Source organism: Bacillus sp. J41TS8 (assembly GCF_018333035.1).
Lineage (GTDB): Bacteria > Bacillota > Bacilli > Bacillales > Bacillaceae > Bacillus > Bacillus paralicheniformis.
Window position 1 is genome coordinate 20,463 of sequence record NZ_BORF01000012.1, and the last position, 25,692, is coordinate 46,154.

Sequence of the window (25,692 nt, forward strand, 5' to 3'; positions counted from 1 at the left end):
TTTTTTGAAATATATCATCATATGTCTGGCAAGCCTTATGCTGATCACGGCGACGGGACAAGCTGCGGCGGCCAAAGACATTACAGTGGACGGCTCGATCCTCGGGGAAAACAGCCGGGAACAAGCCAAACAGCAAGTTCTCACAAACGATCTCTTGACCTTGTACGGGGCAAAAGACAGCGCCGAGCTGACGTATCAAATTCCAGCAGGCGCCTCCTCTGCCCATCAGCAGCTCACACTTGAATACGAGGCTTCAGACCTTTTAATTTCACCGTCTTCTTTAACAGCCGAGATTGATGGCGAACCGGTCAAAACGGTTAAGCTTGCAGGGAATGCCGGGAAGAAAACGCTGAAGCTCGCGCTAAACAAAAGCCAGTCGTCTCAAGGGTTTCACAGCTTATCACTGAAGTTCTACGGTGTGGTTCATGAAGGCGTCTGCGTCAGACAGGACTCTTCCGGGAACTGGATCAAAATTTACCCGGACAGCCGTCTGAATATCGGGGAAAAGAACGAATCTAAAGGAGTGGCGCTCGAACATTATCCTTATCCGTTCGCCCAGTCCGGCAGCTCCGTGGAAAAAACGGCAATCATCATTCCGGACCATCCAAGTTCGGCTGAAATCGAAGCTGCAGTTAAAACAGAAGCCTACCTCAAAACGGTTGACAATAGTATCAGTACGAAGATTTTGGGCGAATCTGACCTGACGAAAATCGACAGGCCGACGATTGTGATCGGCGTCCAGCATCACTGGAGCGGCAAAGTGAAAAAGCTGTTGAAACAAGCGAAGCTCGACGCAAAAGAAGACAAACTTTTGCTTGCGGAACGGATGCTCAAAGCAAAGGATAAGCAACAGCCTGTATTGTTTGCGGCTGCATCATCTGATGATGTTCTTTCTGAAAAAATCAGCGTCATCACCGACAAAACGTATGCCGCCCAGCTCAGCGGCGACACGCTGGCAATCGGCAAACTTCAGCAGCATAATAAACGGGACGGCGGCAAGCTGACACTCGAGGATTTCGGGACGGGGGATTTGACAATCGGTTCCGGACAGACATCTTCCGAGCACTTTTATTATCCAGCACCGGCGCTATTAGACAAGAATCAACCTGCAAAGCTGTCACTTACAATGAAAAAAGCGGAAACGATCCAAAAGCAGGCCCGTCAAAGCGACTTAGCTGCGAAACAGGCGGAGCTGAAGGTCATGATCAATGGTCAGCCTCATTCCGTCGGACTTGACGATTTAGGAAAAGAAGACAAAAACGGCTTTTACCATGTTTCTGTAAAAGTCGATCCGAAACTTTTGCAAAAAAATCGTTACATCGATATTCAATTTGTCACTTCAGGCTTGAAAGAGAACAACCCCTGCTATGCGGCAAACGATGACAAATGGATTTTTATCGATAAACAGAGTGCATTGTCTTACCATGTCAGCGACACGTCAGCTTCAGCCAACTTTCAAGAGTGGCCGCTTCCCTACGCGGGCGATCAGGACAACAAAACGCTGATGATCCTGCCCGACCACGCGGATCAGTCAAAGCTTCATGAACTTTCGCTTGTGGTCGGCTCCTTCGGCAGCGAAGCCAGGCAGGCATTCACAGTGAAAACATCCTCTGAAGTCAAACCGGATGACATGAAAGGAAGAAACATCATCTTCATCGGAAGTGTCGATCAATTCTCTCTGCTGAAGGAAAAAACATCCGAATTGGCTGTTCCGACGGCGAAAAACGGGGCATTTGATGTGTCATCTTTTCAAATGCTGAATGAAACGACGAAACAAATCGCGTTTACTCAAACATCGCTTTGGGATTCAAATTACTCGATGGCTGTTTTCGCGCCGTTTAAAGGGCAAGGCACAGCTGTCACAAAAGAAATGATCAACTTTTTAAACAGCAATGATTTCGCAGCAACCGTCGTTAATGAAACGGACAGCCATCAGCTGTTTACAAACCATCAACAGCTGACAGCAAAATCCGCTGAAACCAAAACGAATGATAAACAGGAAAGCAATCAGCAGCATGTGCTGTACATTGCGATCCTGATTGTGATCATAGCGGCAGCGGTTATTTTGATTTTGACAACGGCAAGGCGCAGAAAAAGAAAGGCCAATGCCGGCGGAAAGATTGACGAATAAACAGGGGCTTGCTTTAGCCCCTGTTTTTTTATAAGTATTCAACGTGCTTTTCATATACATCCTTCACAATTTTAGCTAAAACATCGATTCCCTTTATGATATCTTCATCCGCCGCGGTTAAGCTGATTCGTATACACTGGTGTGAATGCGCTATGTACCGGGATTGATGGTGAAAGAAAGATGAGCCGGGAACGATGATGACTCCGTCGGCTTTCATATACTCATACAGCGCCGCATCAGTCACCGGCAAGTCTTCAAACCACAGCCATCCGAAAAGCGCCCCTTCCCCTTGGTGCAAATACCATTTGATGTCTTCGGGCATCTTGCCTAAAAGCGTTTCCTTGAGCAGCTTGAATTTATTGCGGTAATACGGCCTGACTTCATTTAGCGACACGTCGGCGAGGCGCCCGTCATTCAATACAGATGCCGCCATATACTGCCCCAGCCTTGAAGAATGGATCGCCGCATTCGACTGAAAAGCTTCCATTGCCTGAATATACCGGGACGGCCCGATGGCGATTCCGATCCTTTCGCCAGGCAGGCCTGCTTTTGAAAGGCTCATACAGTGGATAATCTGATCGTTGAAAATCGGTTCCATGTCGATAAAATGAATCGCCGGAAAAGGCGGAGCATATGCGGAATCAATGAACAGCGGAACATTCGTTTCTCGGCAGGCGTCTGAAATGAATGCTACATGTTCACCAGGCAAGATGTTTCCGCAAGGATTGTTCGGCCGTGAAAGCAAGACAGCGCCAATGCACGGATCGGTCCGCATCCTCTCTAAAAACGCCTCACGGTCGAGCTCATATCGAAACGTATGTTCATCCAATACCGAAATGAGCGGAGGTATCCCCTCAATCATCTCCCGCTCCAACGCCGCTCCGCTGTATCCCGAATAGTCGGGAAGCATCGGTATCAAGGCTTTTTTCATCACAGACCCGCTTCCCATTCCGCAAAACGAATTAATCGCCAGAAAAAACAGCTGCTGGCTTCCGGCTGTAATCAGCACATTCTCTTTTCGAATGTCGGCGCGATACCGCTCTGAAAAGAAGCGGACAACACTTTCAATCAGTTCATCGGTACCATAGCTCGATCCGTATTGGCCGATTACCGAAGAAAACCTGTCATCGTCAAGCAGATTGGCAAGAGCCGACTTCCACATGGCTGACACGCCGGGCAGTATCATTGGATTGCCCGCACTTAAATTAATGTATGACCGCTCTCCGCCGGCCAGGACTTCCTGAATATCGTTCATCACAGCCCTGACCCCTGTCTTCTCATTCATTTTTTCTCCGATTTTGCTTAATGCCGGCTTCACGCTTCCAGTCTCTCCCGCTCAAACTGAAGACGGGCGGTGTCGATTTTCTTATTGATCTCGTCAATGAAATATTGTTCCGGAACGCTGAACCGCTCGCCTTCCCGCCCGGGAGGCAGGTATTGTCTGACATAGCGTTCCGCCGCCTCTTTGTACGCCGAGTCATCCTCGATCTCTTCCAGCTGTTCGATTTCAGCCACAAGCTTTTTTAAATCGTCCATGCATCGGGAAAGGTCAAGCGACACGGGTTTCTCTTCTCCTTTTTGAATGGAACGGCCATTTTCAATGATCCAGCTGAACAAAAAATAGCCTGTCCCGGAATCAAAGTTCTGCGTTGCATTATGCTGGCTCGGATAGCGCAGCAGCCGTTCATACAAAACAAATTCGATAATTTCCTCCCAGCCGTCATATTGCCGCTCCCACAAGGTGAGGATCGCTTGGCAATCGACCTTGACTTCTTCTAAAATACCTGCGAAAAAATTCATTTTCGCCTGAATATGCAGATGAAAAGGTTTTTGTCCGCAATGATGAAAATAGTCATGAAGGTAGCCCCACAGCACCCTTGCTTCATATGTGCGGTCGGGAGAAAGCAGAGCAGACTTGAAAGGCGCATGTTCAAAAATGGCCCTCGCTCTTTTCAGCGTGTCCTCATGGTAAATGTGATAAAACTTATTAAAATAGAAAATCGCGAATGTCTGTGATGTAATGTTCTCTTTTGTTTTCACATTTTCCGGGAAGAATACGATACATTTTTCTTCCGTGAACCCCTTTGTTCCGGCGAGAAGCTTGAGCGATTGACAGCCGTTTTCAGGATGGGGCAGCTCCTCTTCTATCGGCCGCATCATCGCAGGTTCTTCACGAACGGCCAAAAAGGCTTCAAAATAACAGCCTTTCGCATGCGGCCCATTCGGCGTCACGATCGGCGCCGCAAAAAAGGTCGTCTCCTGATCATTCGGAGCCCGGTAAGCCGTCAATAACCGGTCAAAATACGGCGTCTCCCCTAATCCGCGTCCGATCCAATCCAAGACGTCCTGTTTAAACGCCTCTTTTGCAGCTGTTAGGTGAACCGCTTCATAAATGGTTCCAGCGTCTTCTATCAATTGCAGCAGAAGTTGTTCCGCCCTTTCGTGATGCTCTGTAATCTGTCCTTTATCATTTTGGTACGTCTGCAATTCATGAATGTTCGGTACAATCTGCTCGTTGACCAAGTTTACAATGTCCCCTGTCAATGTCGTCATCGGCTTCCTCCTTCGATTGATTTAAGCCCGTGAATCGTAAAACACATCGGCACTTCCCCAAAATCTTGAATGACTTTCAAACCGTGTTCATCAGCTGCTTTAATCGTCGTGATACAGCCGTCAGCCGCGTTTGAAGCGCAGGCCAGGGCCGCTTGTGCATTGCTGGTGACAAATTGGACTTGGCTGCTGAACAGCTTCGCCAGATGGGCGGGAGCGGGGTGTGAAGCGACGGTTTGAATGTCTGATGCCATCGTGTGCTGTTTTGCGGCAAAAACCATGTTGTATGTCGGCATCACAAAACTGTCTATAATCTTTAAATCAGCGAGATTCTCAAATACGATTTGATGCAAAAACGGGTAAACGGCGCAGCCTAAAAGGACTGAATTTTCTGTCGATTTAACATGTGGCAGCGCTTCTTCCAGCGTTTCATAAAGCCTGACTTCCCCGCGGACCCCTTTGTTTTTGAGCCAAAGCAGGCCGGCTTTTTCGCAGTTCGTGCCTTTGGGACCGAGCGTATGGACAATCATCACGGCTTGCTCTTCCTGCACTTTAGTCGAGATCATCTTAACCTCCTATTGTACCCGTCAAATTATTTTGATATATGATATGAAGCTCATCATCCAGTTCCCGGTAGAAAGCTGCGCATTCTTCATATGAATGATGGCTTGTTAATATAAAACCGGGATAACCGGAAAAATGCGGGTACGGCAGAATTTTCGCGCCTCTTCTCATAAATTGAAACACCCGCTTTACCTCCGGCCTCTGTTTGACTTCTTCCAGTCCGTCGATTTTTTCAAAAGTGCCGGAGCCCTGTACAGGAATGATATAATTGCCAGCCGTCTTTACAGGCCGGATCTCTTCTTTAAACTCGCTGCTCTCCAGTGGCTTTATTGCGTTTTGCAAGACAAGCTGCATAAAGTTGATGCCCGTGCTCTCTTTGACGATGTAATGTGAAACCCCGGAACCGCCGATTCTGGCGCCCACCTCGATAACATAAGGTGTTCCGTCCTTGTCCAGCCTCAGCTCTGTATGAGCCGGCCCCTGATGAATGCCCAGCGCTGAGACGGCGCCTGTCACTTCCCTGACAATCGCAAGGCGCGCCTCTTCTTTCAATTGAGCCGGAGCAATATAAACACCTTCTTCAAAAAACGGACCTTTGCTGTTCCCTTTGTATCCAATCGAAAGAACATGTACGTTTCCTTGGATCGACAGCGTTTCAATCACAAATTCCGGCCCATCGATAAATTGCTCGGCTACGATGCCCGTTTTGCCGTGTACGAATCGATTAAGGTCCCTCTCGTTGACGGCCTCGACTTTCCGGACGGCCTCCTCAAGCTCCTTCCGATCATCAACACGGACGACGCCCTGGCTTGAAAAGCCGTTGACCGGCTTAACGACTAATGGATAAGTCAGTTTCCTGTCTTCCAGGTCAGCGAGCGTATGGAACTCGTGGAAAACCGGCGTATTCAGGCCGTTTTGCTGAAGGATGCTGCGGGTTTTATTTTTATTGCGGCAGTTTTCCATTGTTGTGAAAGGAAGCCCTGGCAGACTCAAAGCTTCAGCGGCTTTTGCCGTGAAAGGCAATGCCGGCTCAAACAGTGTCATAACGCCGTCAAACGGAAATTCGACAAATGTCTGTTTGACGATTTCCAACGCCGCTTCCTCATCTTCAAATAACGGCAGCGGCACACAGCGTTCCACAGCCGGAAGATTGCCCGGGAAATCTTCGGCTGAATTGTAAAAGAACGTGACCTTCAATCCTAAATGCTCAGCTTCTTCAAAAATAAATGGCAAGTGCTTATTTTGACAAATGATGGCCAAGTTTTTGTTTCGTATCGTCAATTTTCGCGATCCTCTCTTCTTTTTTTAAGTTGATGAACATCACACCGAATATGACAAACAGCGTTCCTAAATAAATATTCGCGTTCAGTTTTTCATCAAGAAACAGAAATCCGATATAAAGCGCAATGACAGGGGAGATAAACAAGTGGGAAGTCGCTTTTGAGATGTGCCATTTTTTAAGCAGATAAATGTTGATCCAAAAACCTAATATCGAGCCGACAACCGCTAAATAAAGCAGCGCATAAAGGCTCACGCCGGAAAACGTTCTTGTCCCGCTTTCAAAGATGAGGCTGCTGATGAGCAATACCGCTCCGCCGCTCAGCATTGAAAGGGAGTTAAAGCTTAAGATCGGAAGCGAACGAATTCTTTGCTGTACTTTGATTTGAATAAAAGCCGAGCCAAACATCGCGCACAAAATCACAATCATGGCGACGATTTCAATAACATCGACTTTGATCAACAGCTGATTGCCAAACACGATTGTAATGCCGAGCAAAGCAAGGCATATCCCCCATTTTTGCAATTTCGTCGCCGGTGTCCCCTTAACGAGGCGGTTGATCATCAGGGCAAAGACTGAAATGCTTGCCGCTAATATAGACACCAACCCGCTCGGCAAATAAAGAGAGGCCCAATAAACAGATCCGAACGGAACGGAAAAATACATGATACCGTTCAAAAACGACAGCACCAGCAGTTCCTTTGACAGCACAAACTGCCTCCGTATCAAAAGAAACGCCGCGATCAAAATGCTTGCGATCATAAATCGCATGCCGGCGGACCAAAATGGAAGGCTGTCACTCAACCCGGCTTTTTGAAAAGCCCATGTCGTCCCGCCGATCAAACATAACACGATAAATAAAATATGAACCCGATACTTTAAAACGTTTGTCCGCATAGCATTCACCTGATTTTGTTATTGTCTTGCTGTCATTTATTTTCAGAAAATAAAATCTTTTCTGATCAAAATGTATTATGAGGGAAATTATAACTATTATATCAATTACAGTCAATCATTCTTTTGAACCTTTAGAATATCTTTACAAATACTGCCCACAAAAAAACACTCACTTCGATAAGTGAGTGGAGGCGATATTGATCTAGATTATATTTCTATCTTTTGGATGCATACCGCTTTTCCGGATGACCCGAATTCTCTCATTTTATGTTTGACCGTTTCTTTGACTGCGCTGATCCCTGGCGTCATATAGGCGCGGGGTTCATATAAATCGGGATTGTCTTTAAACATGCTGCGCGTTTTCTCGGTCCAGGCCACCATGCATTCGGTATTAATGTTGATTTTCGCATGGCCCAGACGGATCGTTTTAGCGATTTGATCAGCCGGGATGCCCGAAGCTCCATGAAGAACAAGCGGAATGTCCGTTACCCGTGAGATTTCTTCCATTTCCTTAAATCCTAAATTAGGCTCGCCTTGATATTTTCCATGAACAGAGCCAAGCGCGGCTGCCAAAGCATCGATACCGGTTTCTTTGACAATGCGTTCGCATTCACCGATGTCGGCATACTGCACCCCGCCGATGAGCCCGTCTTCCATGCCCCCTACGGTGCCAACCTCTGCTTCAACCGAAACATTGCGAATTCTGGCGTATGACACGACCTCTTTTGTCATGGCGATATTTTCATCGATTGGTGAATGCGAGCCGTCGATCATGACTGAGCTAAAACCGGCGTCTATCGCTTGCTTGCAGCGCTCCGGATTTTTGCCATGGTCAAGGTGAAGCACGACGGGAACGGAGATCGACATTTCCTCAATCAAAGCCGCAACCATTGCGGAAACCGTCTTAAATCCGCCCAAATAATCGATGAGCCGGTCTGAGGCGGCTGCGATGACAGGTGACCGTTCTTCTTCCGCTGCCTGTAGAATCGCTTTTGTCCATTGAAGGCCGTTAATATTAAATTGACCGATTGCATAATGTTGTTCCTTTGCTTCTTGAAGAAGTTCTTTCATGGAAACGAAAGCCACGTTCACCCCTCCTATCCCGTATTAAATCTTGAAGTATTTTGAAACAACTTCAACTGTTGTTTCTTTGGCCGTTCGAATCGTTTCTTCCGCGCTCAGCTTATAGTATTCAGGTCTGAACAATTCAACTGATACGACATCCGAAAAACCGATGTCTTTCAAAGTTGATAAATGGGCATCCAAGTCGATGGCCCCCTGTCCCGGCCAAACACGGTCTTCATCTCTTAAAAAGCCGATTGGAAAGTCTTCCGTATCATCGATATGATAGATGAAAATCTTCTTGCCGTCCGCTTTTTTCAAATCCTCAATATCCGAACCCATTGCATGGAAGTGGAAGCTGTCAAAAACAAGGCCGACATTATCGCGGTTCACGGTCATGACGATGTCATAGGCCTGGCTGAACGTATTGACTGTGCACTCCGGATGACCGACAAACTCGACAGCGATCTTTACACCGTACGGCTCAGCGATGTCTGACAGCTCTGTCAGCACTTCGACGGAGCTTGCTTTAATATCTTCTTTTAAGATTTTTTGTTCGGTGACAAGCGGTACCGCGACCACATATTTCACACCAAGCGTTTTGCATGTTTCCATCATGCCTTTAAATTCTTCGATGATTTCACGGTGCCCTTTTTCATCGCGGTTGTTGAAAAAGACAAGGGCATTCAAGGCCAGCGGCTTAATATGATGCGTTTGAAAATACTCGGCTAACTCTGAGAGAGAATGGTCTTTTACATACTCAGGAAGCTTATCCATCGTCCGGATTTCGATATAATCGTATCCGTGCTTCTCACAGTATTCGAGGTCTTTTGCTAGGTTTGAATTTTCCAACGTCGTTGCTTCGTTAAAGCATAGCTTCATATTAGATTCTCCTTATCTAAATATCCTTGTGAAGAGCGAGTTCGGCAGGGCGCCGAACTCAGGGGCTTATCCTAGTAATTCCTGTTTCAATTTTTCAAGCATGAATCTGCTTGATTCATCCGCTCTTTCGTCAACCCAGGCAAAAACGGCGTTCGTCGCAATTCCATCGAACTTCATTTCTCTCAACTTTCTGAAAATCGTATCAAAATCGACCTCGCCTTGACCAATGTCCAAATGCTGGTGAACCGTTACTTTTGCGTCAGGCGGATTGACGATGTAGCGAAGGCCATGAGCCGCTTTATGATTATAAGTATCTGCGAATAAAACGTGTGTGAGGCGATCGCCGGCTTCGTGAAACATGGTCTCGATGTCGCCTTTTCCGTCGTCATAGAAGAATGTGTGCGCAGTCGAGTAGACAAGATTGATCCAGTCCTTGTCAAGCGCGCGGATCATATCCATCGCACCTTTGTGTGTTTCGATAAAATCGTATGGATGAGCTTGAAGATTGAGTTTAATGCCTTCTTTTTCAAAGACTGGCAAAAGCTCATCCATGGATTTAATAAATTTTTCTTCACTTGTTAAAGGATCGTATTTTGAACCGCTGAATTCGCTGTTCATCAAATCGACTTCAAGCTCAACCGCAATTTCGATCGCCCTTTTCCAATTGCGCACTGCTGCCTGACGGCGATCTTCATCAGGACCGGCCCAGTGGTAAAGCGGAAGGAGCGATGAAAGCTTAACACCGGTATCTCTTAAAAGCCGCTTTAATTGTTTGATTTTAGCTGAATCGACTTTCGGATATTTATAGAATGGACAAAAATCTTCGCGCGGCGATAGTTCGATATATTCGTAGCCAAGCTCCGCCGTTTTATAGACCGTTTCCTCCAAAGTTAAATCATCGCGATACATCGATGGATCCAATGCTAATTTCATACTTTTCACTCCTTGGGAAATTTTTATTTTTGAACAGTTGTAAATGTTTGATAGAATTCCGGTTTCTCTTGAAGCGCCACAGGTTCTTTCTGTCCGGATTCCTGAGCTTTTACACAGGCGTCCGTCGTCACGGCGGCGATATAGCCGTCCCATGCAGTCGGCCCGCTGACCTCGCCTTTCTGTTGGATCGAGTCAATGAAATCTTGGATTTCTACATCGTAAGCGTCTACAAAACGGCGCTGCCAATCCATAAGGATATCCGTCGAGAATTTGCCGGCTTTTCTGAGAGAGATGCTTGACGGTTCAGGAAGCTTCACGATTCCGTCTTCGCCGACGATTTCACACTGGATATCGTAGCCGTATTTGCAGTTGACATAGATTTCCGCATTGATCACGACTCCGCCTTTCGTTTCGATGATGACGATTTGCGGATCACGCAAATGAGGAAGCGCGTTTTTCGATTTTTTCGGATAAATGACCTGAACGGATTCGTAGTCGTCATTGATCAGCCAGTGCAGGGCGTCTATTTCATGGACAAGCGTATCGACAACAGCCATATCTGTCGTATAGTTGTCGCCTACAACCGGGTTGCGGTGCGCACAATGGATCATGAGAGGCTCGCCGATGACCCGGTTGTCGATCGCTTCTTTCAGCTGTACGTAACCGCTGTCATAACGGCGCATAAAGCCGACTTGAACGAGACGTTTGCCCGCTTTAATTTCTTCATTGACGATCTTCATGCATCCTTCCGCAGTGGTCGCCAGAGGCTTTTCGCAAAATACGAATTTGTTCGCTTTAATCGCTTTCAAAACGCTTGATTCATGTGCCGGTCCCCAGCTTGTGACTAAGACTGCGTCTACATTTTCGGCTGCGATGAGACTGTCGTCATCCGGATAGACCTTGGCGTTCAGGCTGTAGTCTGTTACAACTTGCTGAGCTGCCTCCTGGTTTACATCGGTGACCGCGACAATTTCGCCGCCGGCTAATTTATTCGTGATGCGGTTGATGTGTTCTTTTCCGATTGCTCCTGTACCAATAACACCAATGCGTAATTTCATTGATAGCCACTCCTTCAAAATAGTTACATAATTTTTCTTGTTTGCACTTGCCCAGCTTGAGCCGGAGGAGTCCCGTACAGCTCTTCCTGAATTTGTTCAAGCGACTTACCGGATGTATTCGGTGCAAAAAAGAGCCCGATGAGCATGCTGGCCGTTACACATCCAAGGAGAATGGCCGCCATAAATGCAATTCCAAAATTCGAGATGATCATTGGAACGAAAAGGCTCCAAGCTCCGATTGAAATACGAACGAGGAAGAACATCAAGCCTTGTGCAGACGCGCGATATTCCGTCGGGAAAATTTCACTCGCCCATAACTGATAGTTGGCCTGTTGCCCGGCCCCATTGTTCATGCCGATCATCACGATAAAGAGGATGAGGATCGGCATGCCTTCTGCCGGAAGCAGAAACAATGACCAGCCGATCACCGCTGCAAATGCGGAGATCCCAAACACTGTCTTCCTGTATTTGTCTGCAAACGGCATGAAGATAAAAGCGACGCCAAGCCCGGTGAAAATAAACAGCCCCATCTGTAAAATGTTTGCCATGGTCACTGACACACCGCCGACCTGCTGATAAATGTAAGGCATGAAAAAGCCCATGACACCTGCGGCCAGATTCCAAATTAAGTACACGCCCATTAAAAATAAAATGCTTTTCAAATACTTAGGCTGAAGCAAATCGAGATAAGACGTCTTCGGCTTTCTGACGGCTTGAGCCGATTCGGATTGATCCTGCCAGGCATCGGATTCCGGCAGCCTTTTCCGCAGAACATAGGTGATCAATGCGATAACGAGCAAATGCCCAAACACGATTTTATTGCCCAATAAGCCTAAATCACCGAGCAGGACCGACAGCAGCAGGACCACAACCGCTCCCGCAGCCCATGCGACCTGTGCAACACCGCAATGACGGGCCCTGTTTTTCTTAGGTGCGTTCTCCGCGATGATCGTCCAGGAAGCTGTAATATCAGCTCCTACCGATAAACCGATAATCATGTAACCGCTTAACAAAAAGGGGAAGCTGGTGCCGAACAATACTAAACAAATCCCCAGTGCATAAACCAGCATACTGTTCGTATAGACAGCCTTTCGGCCAATTTTATCGGCCAAAAAGCCTCCGAGCAGCGCTCCGATTGCTGCCGAGATGGCGTTGGCGCTAAATGCGCCGAGCAGTCCGATCTGTGTATCAGAAAGCTTCAGGTAACTGACCCATAAAGATAATCCTGCCGATCCTGCGACAATGGAGCCTGCATCAATGTAATTTGCCAAAGCTGCTGCGACGGTTCGTTTATTGAATGGTGAGACTGCTGCACTTCCATTGCTCAATTTAGAGCCCCCCTAATTGGTTGCTGGGACATTCAACAAGTGACGATCGATATACTTTCTGGCGATCAATGCGTATTCAAGCGGGTTGGCAACATCGGGATCCTGCTCGGCTTCCACTACGATCCAGCCGGAATAGCCGTGCTTTAGAAGCGTTTGATAGACTTCTCTAAAATCGATGCAGCCGTCGCCTGGAACTGTGAACATCCCTTGCAAAAACGCCTGTTGAAACGATTTTCCTTCCTGCTTGCATTTCTCCATGATCTTGAGGCGCGCGTCTTTAAAATGAACGTGCCCAATCCGGTCCATATGCTTCTCTAATATGTTCATATAATTTCCATCTGAAATGTAGGCATGCCCAGTATCATACAGAAGGTGCACGAGTGCCGGGTCAGTTCCCGCCATGAGCCGGTCCACCTCTTCCTCTGTCTGCACGCCTGTGCCGAGGTGATGATGGTAGACAAGCTTCAGGCCGTACCGGCCGGCGATTTCCCCGAGGTGATTTAAACCTGCAAATAGCCGCTGCCATTCTTCATCGTTGAAATAAGGCTTTTCTTTAAACACGTTTTTATCCAAGCCCTGCACACTGTACGTCTGTTCTGATACGACCGCAACATCGGCATGGACGTCTTTCAAGTACTGGCAGTGAGCCGCGAATTCCTTGGCTGCTTCTTCAATGCCGTCCCGAATGATATAGCTGCTGAACCACTTGCCGGCAATCCTTAGGTTCCTCAGCTCGAGCTCTTTATTGAGAATGGCCGGTTCCGGAAAAAAGCCGCCCACTTCTGTGCCTTGAAAGCCTGCAACAACAATGTCGCTCAACAAATGCTGAAGTGTGTTTCCCGCGCCGATTTCCGGAATATCATCGTTCCGCCATCCTATGGGGGCGATGCCCCATAGAATTTGTGTCTTGCCCATCCTGGTGCCTCCTTTAATACTGCTTTGCAGATTTCAGCATTTTTTCTTTTGCTTCATACGCCTTTTGCACGCTTTCCTGTTCGGAAACCTCTGCAACACCTACGTGCCACCAGCTGTCATAGCCGTCCGTCATCGTCTTCGGCAACACCTTCATTTCGATCAATGTTGAGACATCTTGTTTTTTGGCATCTTCCAGCGCCGCTTTTAATTCTTCGATCGTGTTCGCTTTGTAGGTTTTCGCTCCATAGCCTTCGGCCACTTTCGCGTAGTCGACGTTGAGAATCTGATTGTCTGCTGTTCTGAATTCGCAGTAGTAGCTGCCGCTTCCGTGATCCATTTGCAGGTTGTTGATACAGCCGAATCCTGAGTTGTCAAAGAGCAGTACGTTGATTTTTTTATGATATTGGATTGCGGTGATGAGCTCTGAGTGAAGCATCAGGAAGCTTCCGTCTCCGACCAGTGAATAAACTTCTCTATCAGGATGAGCCAATTTCAAGCCGAGTGTTCCCGATACTTCATATCCCATGCAGGAATAGCCGTATTCCAGGTGGTACGTATTCGGTACGTTTGAATGCCACAGCCGCTGCAGATCCCCCGGTAATGAGCCTGCTGAACAAATGACGACGCTGTCCGGATCAACTGTTTCATTGATGGCGAGCAATGCCGTTGTTTGCGGGAGCTCGGTTTGCAGTACATCCGCGTATTCGTTGAGTATGTCTTGAGAAAAATGATCTTTAATTTCAGGTGTGAAGTTTTCGCGCTTAAATGTTACCTTGCTCAAACGGTCACGCTCAGCAAGCCACTCGTCTTTCAGCTCCTTGATGATCGAACCGAATTCGCTCTTATAGCCTTCCAATAAACCGTGCAGCTTGCCGAGCGTTACTTTTGCATCTGCAACGACTTGGAAAGCATCCAGTTTATATGCCTGCATTCTGTTGACATTGATGTTTAAAAACTTTGAGTTGTCAAAGTCAAAAGCGGTTTTTGATGATGTCGCAAAATCGGTATAGCGCGTGCCGATTCCGATGATCAGGTCAGCCTCGCGAGCCGCTTTGTTTGCCGCCAGCGTACCGGTGATGCCCATTCCGCCCAAGTTGTTGGCAAAATCAGCTTCAACTGTGGATTTCCCGGCCTGGGTTTCCACCAGCGGAATATTGTACGCTTCAGACATGGCGATCAGTTCGTCGCGCGCTCCGGAATATTTCGCTCCGCCGCCGACCAAGATGAGCGGTTTTTTGCTCGACTTGATCAGCTCTGCCGCTCCCTTCAATTCACGCTCACTCGGCTCTTTGCGGTCAATATAGTGAACGCGTTTCTCAAAAAAGCTTTCATCGAAATCATAGGCTTCCCCTTCAACATCTTGAGAAATGCAAACCGTTGCAGGACCCGCTTTTGCAGGATCTGTCATCACTTCAAAAGCGCGAATCAGACTGCTCATCAACTGTTCAGGGCGCGTAATCCGGTCCCAATACCTCGAAACAGGCTTCAAAGCATCGTTCGTCGTAATCGCCGCACTGTATTCCTGTTCTACTTGCTGAAGAACAGGATCAGGCTGTCTCGTTGCAAATGTATCAGCCGGAATCAAGAGAACCGGAATATTGTTCGCAAGCGCCGTACCTGCGGCGGCCACAAGGTTAGCTGCTCCCGGTCCGACTGATGTTGATACAGCATAGATCTTCCTCCTCAGCATCTGCTTGCTGTAAGCCATTGCCGCATGTGCCATTCCCTGCTCATTCTTGCCTTGAAACACCTTTAAATGGCCCGCATCCTGTTCAAGCGCCTGGCCGATGCCAACGACGTTCCCATGGCCGAAAATCGTAAAGATCCCCTCGACAAACGGTGTTTCTTCACCATCTACATGGATGTACTGCTGATTTAAGAATTTAATTAACGCTTGTGCTGTGGTTAAACGTATTTTCTTGCCCACAAACGATCCCACCTTTATTCATATTCTTCATTTAAGACTGAGCCGCGATAAGCTCTTCAATCTCGGCGACTGTCGGCATCGCTTCAGATGAGCTGTGCTTGGAAACAACAATGGATGCGGAAGCGCTTCCGTATTTCAGCGCAGTTTCAATATCTTTGCCTGAAACGAGTCCGTAGAGGAAAGCGGAAGCGTATGAATCCCCCGCTCCAAACGTTTTTAAGACCTTCGTTTTGTATGCTTTCGCCCGGAAGATGTCTCCGGATTTGCTGTATGCATATGAACCTTCGACACCGTGCTTGATAACGACAAGATCTGCGGAATGTGCAAACAAATGCTGAACAGATTCTTCATTGCTGCCGCCGCTCTTATTTTCCATTACATCAAACTCATCACGCGTTCCGATGACAATGTCTGATTGTTCGGCAACAAGCGTATAGTAAACGGACGTTTCCTCCGCAGATGTCCACGTATATGGACGATAGTCAAGCTCAAAGACCACTTTCACTTGATGCTTTTTCGCCAACTGCACGGCTTTCAGCACCGCTTCGCGGGAAGGGCTTTTAGCCAGCGCCGTACCTGACACAAGAAGCATCTTCGATTTTGCAATATAGTCTTCGTTCACTTCAGAAGGGGCAAGGTAAAGATCTGCAACATCATCCCTGTACATTAAAATGCTGCATTCTTCAGGGCTTAAAATTTCTGTGAAAGCAAGCCCCGCTTTATGTCCGTCTTTATCGACCGCCATTTGTGACGTATCGACACCCGTATTTCTCATATAGGTTTCGATGAATCTGCCGTGCTGGTCATCCGGAATCTTGCCGATAAAGCCAGTCTTCAATCCTAATTTGGAACTGCCGATTGCAATATTAGCCGGGGAGCCGCCGACATATTTTGAAAATGTCATCGTCTGCTCCATCGGTCTGTTGTATTCGACTGCGTTTAAATCGATGCATGCGCGGCCGATCGCTACAATGTCAAATTCTTTCTCTTCATTAAACGTATACCTCATCTTCAACAGCCTCTCCTTGCCTTATTGTTAGCGTTCCAAAATCCATTCATGGTCAGGGTCGTTATGAAACTTCCATTTCCGCGTCGGCCCTGCCATCACGTTTAAATAATAGGATGTGTATCCGTCAGGCACCCCGACAGGATGGTATCCGGCCGGCACGATGACAACGTTTCCATTTTCAACAGTCATCGTCTCGTCGATAGAACGGTCATCTGTGTAGACGCGCTGAAATACAAAGCCTTGCTGCGGGTCAAGTTCATGGTAGTATGTTTCTTCTAAAAAGGACTCTTCAGGCAGGTTGTCTTGATCATGCTTGTGCGGCGGATAGCTGGACCAGTTTCCGCTTTCAGTGTAGACTTCGACGACTAAAAGGCTGTTCGCTGAAGGATCTGAATCCGGAAGTATGTTATGAACGGTTCGTTTATTGCTGAATTTCCCGCGGTTTTCAATACCGTTGTCTTCAGCTTTGATCAGTTTCGTCGGCAGCTGATTTTCAGAAGGGGAATAGCACAGGGCAACTCTTGCCTCTGTAACCGCGGTAATGCCGAACTTGCGGTCATTTGACACATACACGCTGTCGGTCGGCTTTCTTTCGAAAACGCTTTCTCTCGTGCCGATATTTTCAAATGTCTGTTCATGATCGGTTACGGTAATCTTTCCGGTAAGCGCGACGATGCAGCATTCTTGTTTGCTCAGCGATTCTTCATAGCTGGATCCCGGTGCGAGATCAAGGACTTTAAACTCGACATAACTGAGATCCGAATTCGATTTTTTCACTTCGTGTACAAGCTTCACGCCTTGTGACAGCTCATTCGCCTGCGGCTTGCGCAACAAATGACTCATGGATAAAGCCTCCTTTTCAAACTTGAAACATGATCCGAACAGCGCGGGAACCGCGCCGCTCGGTTTTTTCACAATTAATTGAAGTCAGGCGCCGGATATCTTGCAGTGACGACCTTTTTACGCGTATAGAAATCGACGCTGTCTTTTCCGTTCGCATGCAATGTGCCAAAGAACGAAGACTTCCATCCTGAGAACGGGAAGAATGCCATCGGAGCCGGTACGCCCAAGTTGATACCGAGCATTCCCGCATCAATGTTTTCACGGAAATAGCGGATCGCATTCGAATTCGATGTGAACAAACATGCGCCGTTTGCAAATTCGGATTGGTTGGCGATGTCAACCGCTTCTTTCAAGTTCTTCACACGGATGACTGACAATACAGGAGCAAAAATCTCGTCTTTCCAGATCGTCATATCAGTTGTGACATTGTCAAAGATTGTCGGGCCGACGAAATAGCCTTCATCTGTCACATTTTCACGTCCGTCGCAGACAAGTCTCGCACCCTCTTCAACTCCTTTTTGTATATAGCCGAGTGTGCGTTTCTTGTTGTCTTCGCGAATGACAGGTCCGAGGAATACACCGTCGTCAAGTCCGTTTCCGATTTTGACTTCAGATGCTTTCTGAACCAATTTCTCCATGAATTCATCTGCGATCCCTTCCTCAACCGTCACTACTGCACATGCCATACAGCGTTCGCCGGCAGATCCGAAAGCAGCGCCGATAATATTTGTTACCGTGTCTTCAAGATTGGCATCGTTCAGAACGATGGTGTGGTTTTTAGCGCCTGTCAGCGATTGAACGCGTTTCAGGTTTTCGCTTCCTTTTTTATAGACATATTCTCCGACCGGTTTTGAACCGACGAATGAAATCGCTTTAATTTCCGGGTGTTCGAGAATGCCGTTTACTACATCATGCGCACCGTATACGACATTGAAGACCCCTTTAGGAAGTCCGGCTTTTTCAAACAGTTCAACAAGCTTTTCCGTCAGGAGCGGCGTCCGCTCGGAAGGTTTCAGAATAAATGTGTTTCCTAACGCAATGGCCATCGGGAACATCCAGCACGGTACCATCATCGGGAAGTTAAATGGGGCAATTCCGCCGACGACTCCGATCGGGTAACGGTAGTTCGCCGCTTCAACATCGGTTGCAATTGAAGCAAGTGAATCTCCCATCATCAGGGATGGCGCTCCAGCTGCAAACTCGACATTCTCGATGCCGCGTCCAACTTCCCCCAACGCTTCTTTCGTGTTTTTTCCGTTTTCAATCGTGATGAGGTGGGCGAGCTCCTCTTTATGCTGAGTCAAAAGCTGCTGAAAGTTAAATAGAATTCTTGCCCGGCGCGGAACGGCCACTTTTGACCATGTCTTAAACGCTTCAGCCGCTGTTTGCGCTGCGTATTCGATATCCTCGCGCGTCGAAATCGGCACCTGGCAAAGCACTTCTTTCGTCGCAGGATTGACTACATCTTCGTATTTGTCGGTTTTGCTTTCAACCCATTCTCCATTAATATAGTTTCTTAACTTTCTGATTTCTGCCATTCTTATAACCTCCTTGAATATTAAACATCTCCTGGTACAGATGGGGCAGGTTCCAGCCATTATGTATGAATGCCGAACGGCTCTTCAGTGCATAACGGATTTTCGCAAAAAACAGGAATTAAACGCTTACAAAAGAAATTAATGAATAGAACAATGATTTTATCAAAAGAACCGCAACGCAATAAAACGTTTACACTCAGAAATTTCTCAACTTTATCACGTTTTGGTCACTTCTTGGTTATATTCTAATCCGGTCTTACCCATAAGTCAATCAAAATCATTAAATTTTTCTTTTGTAAGATTTATAGAAAACCTTAAAATGATTTAGAAAAACATTGTATAATAAAAAGAAACAGGACAAATCTTGCAAAAAATAGCCACTAATGTTATCATTTTTTAAGCAATTATTGGTTAACTTTTGGGTTTATTATATATATTTAGCCAAATATACTAGAAGGAGATACTTGGTATGAAGTTAATGCGGATCAAAGAAATGGAAGAATATATTTTGACCAATGGCACCGTTTCGCTTGATGAGCTTTGCCAGGTCTTTAATGTTTCCAAAAACACGGTCAGACGCGACATTAACAAGCTGACCGAGAAAGGAGTCATAAAAAAAGTCTACGGCGGCGTAACGGCGATCGAAAAAACGGCCTTAATCCCATTTGAAAACAGAACCATTCAAAACAAGGATGCCAAGATGAAAATCGCGCACTACGCTTCACGCTTTATTGAAGACCATGACCTGATCTTTATCGATTCCGGCACAACGACCCAATCCATATTGGAAACTCTTGATCCAAATAAAAATGTAACCGTTTTAACGAACAGCCTCGACATTATCAACGCTGCTGCAGCGATGCAAAATATAAACTTGATCATCATCGGCAGCAACTATAAACGGAAAACGCAGTCTTTCGTCGGCATGGATGATCCGGGAACATTGGATAAATATAATATTAATAAAGCTTTCATGTCGGCAACAGGAGCAACACTTACCCATGGACTGACGAACTCCGATCTGCTTGAATATGAAATTAAAAAGAAAATATCCGAAAAAGCAAAACAAGTATACTTGCTGGCCGACCATTCCAAATTCGGGAAGTCGACCTTGCTGACGTACGCGCCGTTTGACAGATTGCACGCGATCGTCACATCTCAGGCGCTGGATGAGGAATATCACGAGTACTGTAAAGAGCGCAACATTGAAATCCATTTGGCAAAACATGTATAGTTGAAGTGGACACCCTTGACCGGCTGTATCCAAGCGGCCGGCCAAGTTTATTGATCAACATATCATTTCAGGAGGGGAATCCAATGAAAAAAGTTAAAGTTGGCAAATCAGATTTGCACGTATTCCCGATTGGTTTGGGAACCAATGCCGTCGGAGGACATAACCTTTATCCGAATCTCAATGAAGAAACGGGAAAAGAATTGGTGCGGGAAGCGATCAGAAACGGCGTCACATTTTTAGATACCGCCTACATATACGGCATCGGCCGTTCCGAAGAATTAATCGGCGAAGTCCTCAAAGAATTCAACCGCGAGGATGTCGTGATTGCGACAAAAGCCGCCCATAAGAAAGAAGGCGACGATTTTGTCTTTGACAACTCCCCTGCATTTTTGAAAAAGTCAGTTGAAGAAAGCCTGAAGCGTCTGCAAACTGACTATATCGACCTTTTCTATATCCATTTCCCTGATGAGAACACGCCGAAAGACGAAGCGGTTCAAGCGCTCCATGAACTGAAGCAGGAAGGCAAAATCAGAGCGATCGGGGTATCCAACTTTTCACTTGAGCAGCTGAAAGAAGCGAACAAAGACGGATTGGTGGATGTGCTCCAAGGCGAATACAACCTGCTGAACAGGGAAGCTGAGACGACATTCTTCCCGTATACACAAGAGCATAACATCTCATTTGTTCCTTACTTCCCGCTCGTCTCCGGATTGCTCGCCGGAAAATACAGCGAAGATACAACGTTCCCGGAAGGCGACCTGAGAAGAGACATGGAAAACTTCCAAGGCGAACGCTTCAAAGAAAACATTAGAAAAGTGAACCAGCTTGCGCCGATCGCGGAAAAACACAATGTTGACATCGCCCATATCGTGTTGGCCTGGTACTTGGCGCGACCTGAAATCGATGTATTGATTCCGGGCGCCAAACGCGCTGATCAGCTGATCGACAACCTCAAAACGGCAGAAGTCAATCTGTCTCAAGAGGACATTGATTTCATCGATCGGCTGTTCGCCCGCTAAATGATCAGGAAACCTATCTTAAAAGATAGGTTTCTTTATTTTTAAAATCATGTTGACAGCGCTTCCATTTTTGGTATGATAGGAAAGAAGTTAATACAAGTGACGGAGAATGGGAGATTCACAATAAGACCCTCTTGTGCCAGGGGTTTTTTGTGGATCTCTCTTTTTATTCGTCACATAAGGAGGCGAATAAAACCGGAATGAATGAACCGGCACCAACATTCAGCATAACGACTTGAAAGGGGAAATCATTTGATGAAAAAACTTGTCCGCAGCATCTTCTTTATAACGGCTGCAATCGCTGCCGCCGGTTTTGGACTCAGCGGGCATGCGGAGGCGGCAAGCCATTCCCAGCCGCAGCTCAATCCGAGTCAGGTATTAAATGTCGCGCACCGCGGGGCTTCGGGTCATGCTCCCGAACATACGCTTTTGGCTTATAAGCTCGGGCAAAAAATGAAAGGCGATTACATAGAAATCGATCTTCAAATGACAAAAGACGGACATTTGGTCGCCATGCACGATGAGACATTGGATCGCACGACCAATGGTACGGGTTTTGTCAAAGACTATACGCTGAAAGAAATCAAACAGCTTGATGCAGGCTCCTGGTTTAACGAAGCATATCCTGAGCGGGCAAAACCGGAGTACGTTGGGCTGAAAGTGCCTACCCTTGAAGAAATCATCCAAACATTCGGGAGAAGCGCGCGCTACTATATCGAAACAAAATCACCGGAAGACTATGATCATATGGAAGAAAAGCTCCTGGACATTCTGAAGCAATACAAACTGACCGGGGCAAACATTCATTCAAGCAAAGTTATCATTCAATCTTTTAGTCCTGAAAGCTTACAAATCATTCATAACGCTAATCCAAACATTCCGCTTGTGCAATTATTATGGTACGACAAACCGGCTGCCATTACTGACACCGAATTAAAACAATATCAATCTTACAGCGTCGGACTCGGCATGAACTTTGACCGCATTGACCGGGCATATGTGCAAAAAATTCGAAGCACCGGCATGCTGGTCCATCCTTATACCGTGAATGAAAAAGAAGACATGAAGCGGCTGCTCGATTGGGGAGCGACCGGAATGTTCACCAACTTTCCGGACCGGCTGCGCGATGTTTTGCGTGAAAAGAAGTAAATGAATAAAGAAGGGGTATACCATGTTAAAACTGTTTAAGCCAGCACCGCCGATTGAGCGGATGCCGGACGATCAAATTGATTCGGAATATAAGAAATTCAGACTGCAAGTTTTTCTAGGCATCTTTATCGGTTATGCGGCATACTATTTAATTCGCAAAAATTTCTCGCTTGCCATGCCTTATTTAATCGAAGAGGGATTTTCAAAGTCGGCGCTCGGCTTTGCCTTATCCGCTCTATCCATCTCTTACGGGCTGAGCAAGTTCGTGATGGCCACGATATCAGACCGGAGCAATCCGCGGATGTTCCTGCCCGCCGGTTTGATCCTTTCCGCTGTCATCAGCTTATTGATGGGGTTTGTTCCTTTCTTCACCTCATCGATCGCCATTATGTTTATCATGCTCTTCTTAAACGGCTGGTTCCAAGGCATGGGATGGCCGCCGTCAGGGCGCGTCCTTGTCCACTGGTTCAGCGTCAGCGAAAGGGGAAATAAAACGGCCATATGGAATGTCGCCCACAATGTCGGCGGGGGACTGATGGCGCCTATAGCCGTTGCCGGCGTCGCCATCTTCTCAGGCATGACGGGTTCTGCTACAGGCTATGAAGGCGTATTTATTTTGCCCGCCTTGGTCGCCATCGCCGTTGCCGTCATTTCTTACTGGCTGATCCGGGATACGCCGCAGTCTGTCGGACTGCCTCCAATCGAGGAATACCGCAACGATTATTCAAGCAAGTCGAAGAAAACATTTGAAACGGAATTATCAACGAAAGAAATCCTCTTTAAATATGTATTAAATAATAAATGGGTGTGGGCGATCGCACTTGCCAACATTTTCGTGTACTTCGTCCGCTACGGCGTTCTGGATTGGGCGCCAACCTATTTAAGCGAAGAAAAAGGCTTTGATATGAGCAAATCAAGTGTCGCTTATTTTCTGTATGAATGGGCGGGGATTCCGGGGACATTGCTTTGCGGCTGGATCTCTGACAAATGGTTTAAAGGGCGCCGCGGACCGGCAGGCTTTGTCTTTATGGTAGGTGTTTTGATCGCGGTGCTTGTATACTGGTTCAATCCAGCCGGCAATCCGATGATCGACATGGCATCATTGATCGCGATCGGATTCCTCATTTACGGTCCAGTTATGCTGATCGGTCTTCAGGCGCTTGACTTTGTTCCGAAAAAAGCGGCAGGTACGGCTGCAGGATTGACGGGTCTGTTCGGATACCTGGGCGGAACCTTGACGGCAAATGCGCTGATGGGTGTTATCGTCGATGCATCCGGCTGGAATGCGGGCTTTACGCTCTTAACCGCTTCATGTGCAATCGCAGCACTCATCTTTGCGATGACATGGAATGTGCGGGGACAGGAAGTTGTGAAACATTAACATCAAAAAAAGATACATCTCGCCTAAAGCTGAGATGTATCTTTTTTATTTTTATGCCATCACTTTGCATATATCATTCGTAAATTCGACGGGGTCTTCGATTGGCAAGCCTTCTATCAGCAGCGCCTGGTTGTACAGGATGCCGGTGTACAGCTTGAATTTATCTTTGTCGTTTTCAAAAGCATCCTGCAGTGTTTTGAAGACTTCGTGATTTGTATTGATTTCCAATGCTTTATCAGCCTTTACGTGCTGGTTGTCAGGCATTGCGTTTAAGATTTTCTCCATCTCGATGGTGACTTCTCCGTCAGCGGCTAGGCATACAGAATGTGTCTTCAGCCGTTTTGACGCCCTTACGCTTTTCACTTTTCCATCCAGGGTCTTTTTCATCTCTTCAAAAAGGTCTTTGTATTGGCTGTCGTCCCCGTCTGATTGATTTTGCTCATCATCGTTTTCGATTCCGAGGTCGCCGCTGGATACCGACTTGAATTCTTTTTCTTGATAATTCGCCAGCATTTTGATGGCGAACTCATCGATGTCCTCGGTGAAATAAAGGATTTCATACCCTTTTTCCGAAACCAGCTCGGTTTGAGGAAGCTTTTCAATTCGGTCATACGAGTCGCCTGACGCATAGTAAATGTATTTTTGATCTTCAGGCATTCTGGATACATATTCATCAAGGGTGACCAGCTTTTTCTCTTTTGATGAATAGAAAAGCAGCAGGTCTTTCAGCATATCTTTATGAGCTCCAAAATCATTGTATACCCCAAATTTAAGCTGTCTACCAAACGATTGATAAAAAGACTCGTATTTTTCTCTGTCATTTTTCAGCAAGCTTTTCAGCTCATTCTTGATTTTTTTGCTGATGTTTTTGGCAATCAGCTTCAGCTGCCTGTCATGCTGGAGCATCTCCCTCGAAATGTTGAGCGATAAGTCTTCTGAATCGACCATTCCTTTGACAAAGCTGAAGTGGTCAGGCAGCAGGTCCGGACACTTTTCCATGATCAGCACACCGTTCGAATACAGTTCAAGACCCTTCTCAAATTCCTTCGTGTAGTAGTTGAACGGAATATTTTCAGGGATGAATAAAATCGCATGATATCTCACTGCGCCGTCCACGCTTGTATGGACGTGAGCGAGCGGCTTGTCAAAACCGTAACGCTTTTCCGTATAAAACGCCTCGTAATCTTCATCTTTCAGTTCGCTTTTGTTTTTTCGCCAAATCGGCACCATGCTGTTGACTGTCTGTTCTTCCTGAACTTCTTCAAATTCATTTTCAGCGTCTTCTTTCGGCTTGTTAACGGTGACATCCATCTTGATCGGATAGCGGATGAAATCAGAATATGTTTTGATGATCGCTTTTAAGCGATGAACATCCAAGTATTCATCATAGTTTTCGTCGTCTGTATTTTCTTTCAGCTTCAAAATGACATCGGTTCCCGCTGATTCTTTCGCAGCCGGTTCGATCGTATAGCCGTCGGCCCCCGCTGATTCCCATTGATACGCTTCATCGCTGCCATGGGCTTTTGTCATGACGGTGACGGTGTCCGCAACCATAAAAGCGGCGTAGAAACCGACGCCGAACTGGCCGATAATATCGTGCCCGTCTTTTAATTCGTTTTCTTGTTTAAACGCAAGCGAGCCGCTCTTGGCAATGGTTCCAAGATGTTCTTCAAGCTCTTCTTTCGTCATGCCGATCCCGGTGTCCGCAATCGTCAGCGTTCTGTTTTCTTTGTCTGCGGAGATTTTTATGTAGTAATCATCTTTGTTAAACGTCAGTGAATCGTCTGTCAGTGCTTTGTAGTAGATTTTATCGATGGCATCGCTCGCATTGGATATCAGCTCCCTTAAAAAGACTTCCTTTTGGGAATAAATCGAGTTGATCATGATGTCCAGCAATCTCTTGGATTCTGCTTTAAATTCTTTTTTAGCCATCTGTCTCTCTCCTCTTTTGCTCATATGATATACATATATCGTTCGATTCTGTTCACAAATT

At 46.6% G+C, this 25,692-nt stretch carries 21 protein-coding genes; 5 read left to right on the forward strand and 16 right to left on the reverse strand.

The window, feature by feature from the left end; all coding sequences use genetic code 11:
- Positions 1 to 4: 4 nt before the first annotated feature.
- Positions 5 to 2,131 (forward strand): cellulose biosynthesis cyclic di-GMP-binding regulatory protein BcsB, encoded by a 2,127-nt coding sequence (locus tag KI350_RS15955; protein WP_065643529.1) that lies wholly within the window; start codon positions 5 to 7, stop codon positions 2,129 to 2,131.
- Between the two features lie 28 nt (positions 2,132 to 2,159).
- On the opposite strand, the gene KI350_RS15960 is transcribed toward KI350_RS15955, so the two are convergent.
- The 15 genes from KI350_RS15960 to iolA form a co-directional block, all read right to left on the reverse strand.
- Positions 2,160 to 3,449 (reverse strand): valine--pyruvate transaminase, encoded by a 1,290-nt coding sequence (locus KI350_RS15960; protein WP_065643511.1) that lies wholly within the window; start codon positions 3,447 to 3,449, stop codon positions 2,160 to 2,162.
- Positions 3,446 to 4,684, reverse strand: coding sequence for a DUF6421 family protein (locus KI350_RS15965; RefSeq protein WP_065643510.1), 1,239 nt, complete (start codon positions 4,682 to 4,684; stop codon positions 3,446 to 3,448). The genes KI350_RS15960 and KI350_RS15965 overlap by 4 nt, the downstream gene beginning before the upstream one ends.
- The gene (locus KI350_RS15970) at positions 4,681 to 5,247 is read right to left on the reverse strand and encodes a prephenate dehydratase domain-containing protein (RefSeq protein ID WP_065643509.1); all 567 of its coding nucleotides are present in this window, start codon (positions 5,245 to 5,247) and stop codon (positions 4,681 to 4,683) included. The genes KI350_RS15965 and KI350_RS15970 overlap by 4 nt, the downstream gene beginning before the upstream one ends.
- Position 5,248: 1 nt before the next feature.
- Positions 5,249 to 6,526: an ATP-grasp domain-containing protein gene (locus KI350_RS15975; RefSeq protein WP_106071161.1), complete on the reverse strand. Its 1,278-nt coding sequence runs from the start codon at positions 6,524 to 6,526 to the stop codon at positions 5,249 to 5,251.
- The gene (locus tag KI350_RS15980; protein ID WP_020453537.1) at positions 6,483 to 7,421 is read right to left on the reverse strand and encodes a DMT family transporter; all 939 of its coding nucleotides are present in this window, start codon (positions 7,419 to 7,421) and stop codon (positions 6,483 to 6,485) included. Before KI350_RS15980 ends, KI350_RS15975 begins: the two co-directional genes overlap by 44 nt.
- Before the next feature lie 207 nt (positions 7,422 to 7,628).
- The gene (gene fba / locus KI350_RS15985; protein ID WP_081303462.1) at positions 7,629 to 8,507 is read right to left on the reverse strand and encodes a class II fructose-1,6-bisphosphate aldolase; all 879 of its coding nucleotides are present in this window, start codon (positions 8,505 to 8,507) and stop codon (positions 7,629 to 7,631) included.
- A gap of 21 nt (positions 8,508 to 8,528) precedes the next feature.
- Positions 8,529 to 9,365 carry a 2-keto-myo-inositol isomerase gene (gene iolI, locus KI350_RS15990; protein ID WP_065643507.1) on the reverse strand — a complete coding sequence of 279 codons (837 nt, stop codon included), beginning with the start codon at positions 9,363 to 9,365 and terminating at the stop codon, positions 8,529 to 8,531.
- Positions 9,366 to 9,431: 66 nt separating this feature from the next.
- A complete protein-coding gene (locus tag KI350_RS15995; RefSeq protein ID WP_065643506.1) occupies positions 9,432 to 10,298 on the reverse strand; it encodes a sugar phosphate isomerase/epimerase family protein in 867 nt (288 codons plus the stop codon).
- A gap of 23 nt (positions 10,299 to 10,321) precedes the next feature.
- A complete protein-coding gene (gene iolG, locus KI350_RS16000) occupies positions 10,322 to 11,356 on the reverse strand; it encodes a bifunctional inositol 2-dehydrogenase/D-chiro-inositol 1-dehydrogenase (protein ID WP_065643505.1) in 1,035 nt (344 codons plus the stop codon).
- A gap of 23 nt (positions 11,357 to 11,379) precedes the next feature.
- A complete protein-coding gene (locus KI350_RS16005; protein WP_106071162.1) occupies positions 11,380 to 12,684 on the reverse strand; it encodes an MFS transporter in 1,305 nt (434 codons plus the stop codon).
- 12 nt (positions 12,685 to 12,696) lie between these two features.
- Positions 12,697 to 13,599, reverse strand: coding sequence for a myo-inosose-2 dehydratase (gene iolE, locus KI350_RS16010; protein WP_106071163.1), 903 nt, complete (start codon positions 13,597 to 13,599; stop codon positions 12,697 to 12,699).
- Between the two features lie 13 nt (positions 13,600 to 13,612).
- On the reverse strand, positions 13,613 to 15,526 hold the full coding sequence (gene iolD / locus KI350_RS16015; RefSeq protein WP_106071164.1) for a 3D-(3,5/4)-trihydroxycyclohexane-1,2-dione acylhydrolase (decyclizing): 1,914 nt from the start codon (positions 15,524 to 15,526) through the stop codon (positions 13,613 to 13,615).
- Between the two features lie 31 nt (positions 15,527 to 15,557).
- Entirely contained in the window at positions 15,558 to 16,535 is a 978-nt protein-coding gene (gene iolC, locus KI350_RS16020; protein ID WP_025810535.1) for a 5-dehydro-2-deoxygluconokinase, read from the reverse strand.
- 27 nt (positions 16,536 to 16,562) lie between these two features.
- On the reverse strand, positions 16,563 to 17,378 hold the full coding sequence (iolB, locus tag KI350_RS16025; protein ID WP_020453546.1) for a 5-deoxy-glucuronate isomerase: 816 nt from the start codon (positions 17,376 to 17,378) through the stop codon (positions 16,563 to 16,565).
- Positions 17,379 to 17,452: 74 nt separating this feature from the next.
- Positions 17,453 to 18,916 carry a methylmalonate-semialdehyde dehydrogenase gene (iolA, locus tag KI350_RS16030; protein ID WP_020453547.1) on the reverse strand — a complete coding sequence of 488 codons (1,464 nt, stop codon included), beginning with the start codon at positions 18,914 to 18,916 and terminating at the stop codon, positions 17,453 to 17,455.
- Positions 18,917 to 19,385: 469 nt separating this feature from the next.
- Here iolA and KI350_RS16035 point away from each other — a divergent pair, with 469 nt between their 5' ends.
- From KI350_RS16035 to glpT, 4 genes are all read left to right on the forward strand, one after another.
- Positions 19,386 to 20,150 (forward strand): DeoR/GlpR family DNA-binding transcription regulator, encoded by a 765-nt coding sequence (locus KI350_RS16035; RefSeq protein ID WP_025810534.1) that lies wholly within the window; start codon positions 19,386 to 19,388, stop codon positions 20,148 to 20,150.
- Between the two features lie 83 nt (positions 20,151 to 20,233).
- Positions 20,234 to 21,169 (forward strand): aldo/keto reductase, encoded by a 936-nt coding sequence (locus tag KI350_RS16040; protein ID WP_065643503.1) that lies wholly within the window; start codon positions 20,234 to 20,236, stop codon positions 21,167 to 21,169.
- A gap of 255 nt (positions 21,170 to 21,424) precedes the next feature.
- The gene (locus KI350_RS16045; protein WP_065643502.1) at positions 21,425 to 22,318 is read left to right on the forward strand and encodes a glycerophosphodiester phosphodiesterase; all 894 of its coding nucleotides are present in this window, start codon (positions 21,425 to 21,427) and stop codon (positions 22,316 to 22,318) included.
- Positions 22,319 to 22,340: 22 nt separating this feature from the next.
- On the forward strand, positions 22,341 to 23,699 hold the full coding sequence (gene glpT / locus KI350_RS16050) for a glycerol-3-phosphate transporter (RefSeq protein WP_065643501.1): 1,359 nt from the start codon (positions 22,341 to 22,343) through the stop codon (positions 23,697 to 23,699).
- 51 nt (positions 23,700 to 23,750) lie between these two features.
- Here the strand turns inward: glpT and htpG are convergent, their stop codons facing one another.
- On the reverse strand, positions 23,751 to 25,631 hold the full coding sequence (htpG, locus tag KI350_RS16055) for a molecular chaperone HtpG (protein ID WP_023856871.1): 1,881 nt from the start codon (positions 25,629 to 25,631) through the stop codon (positions 23,751 to 23,753).
- Positions 25,632 to 25,692: the final 61 nt, after the last annotated feature.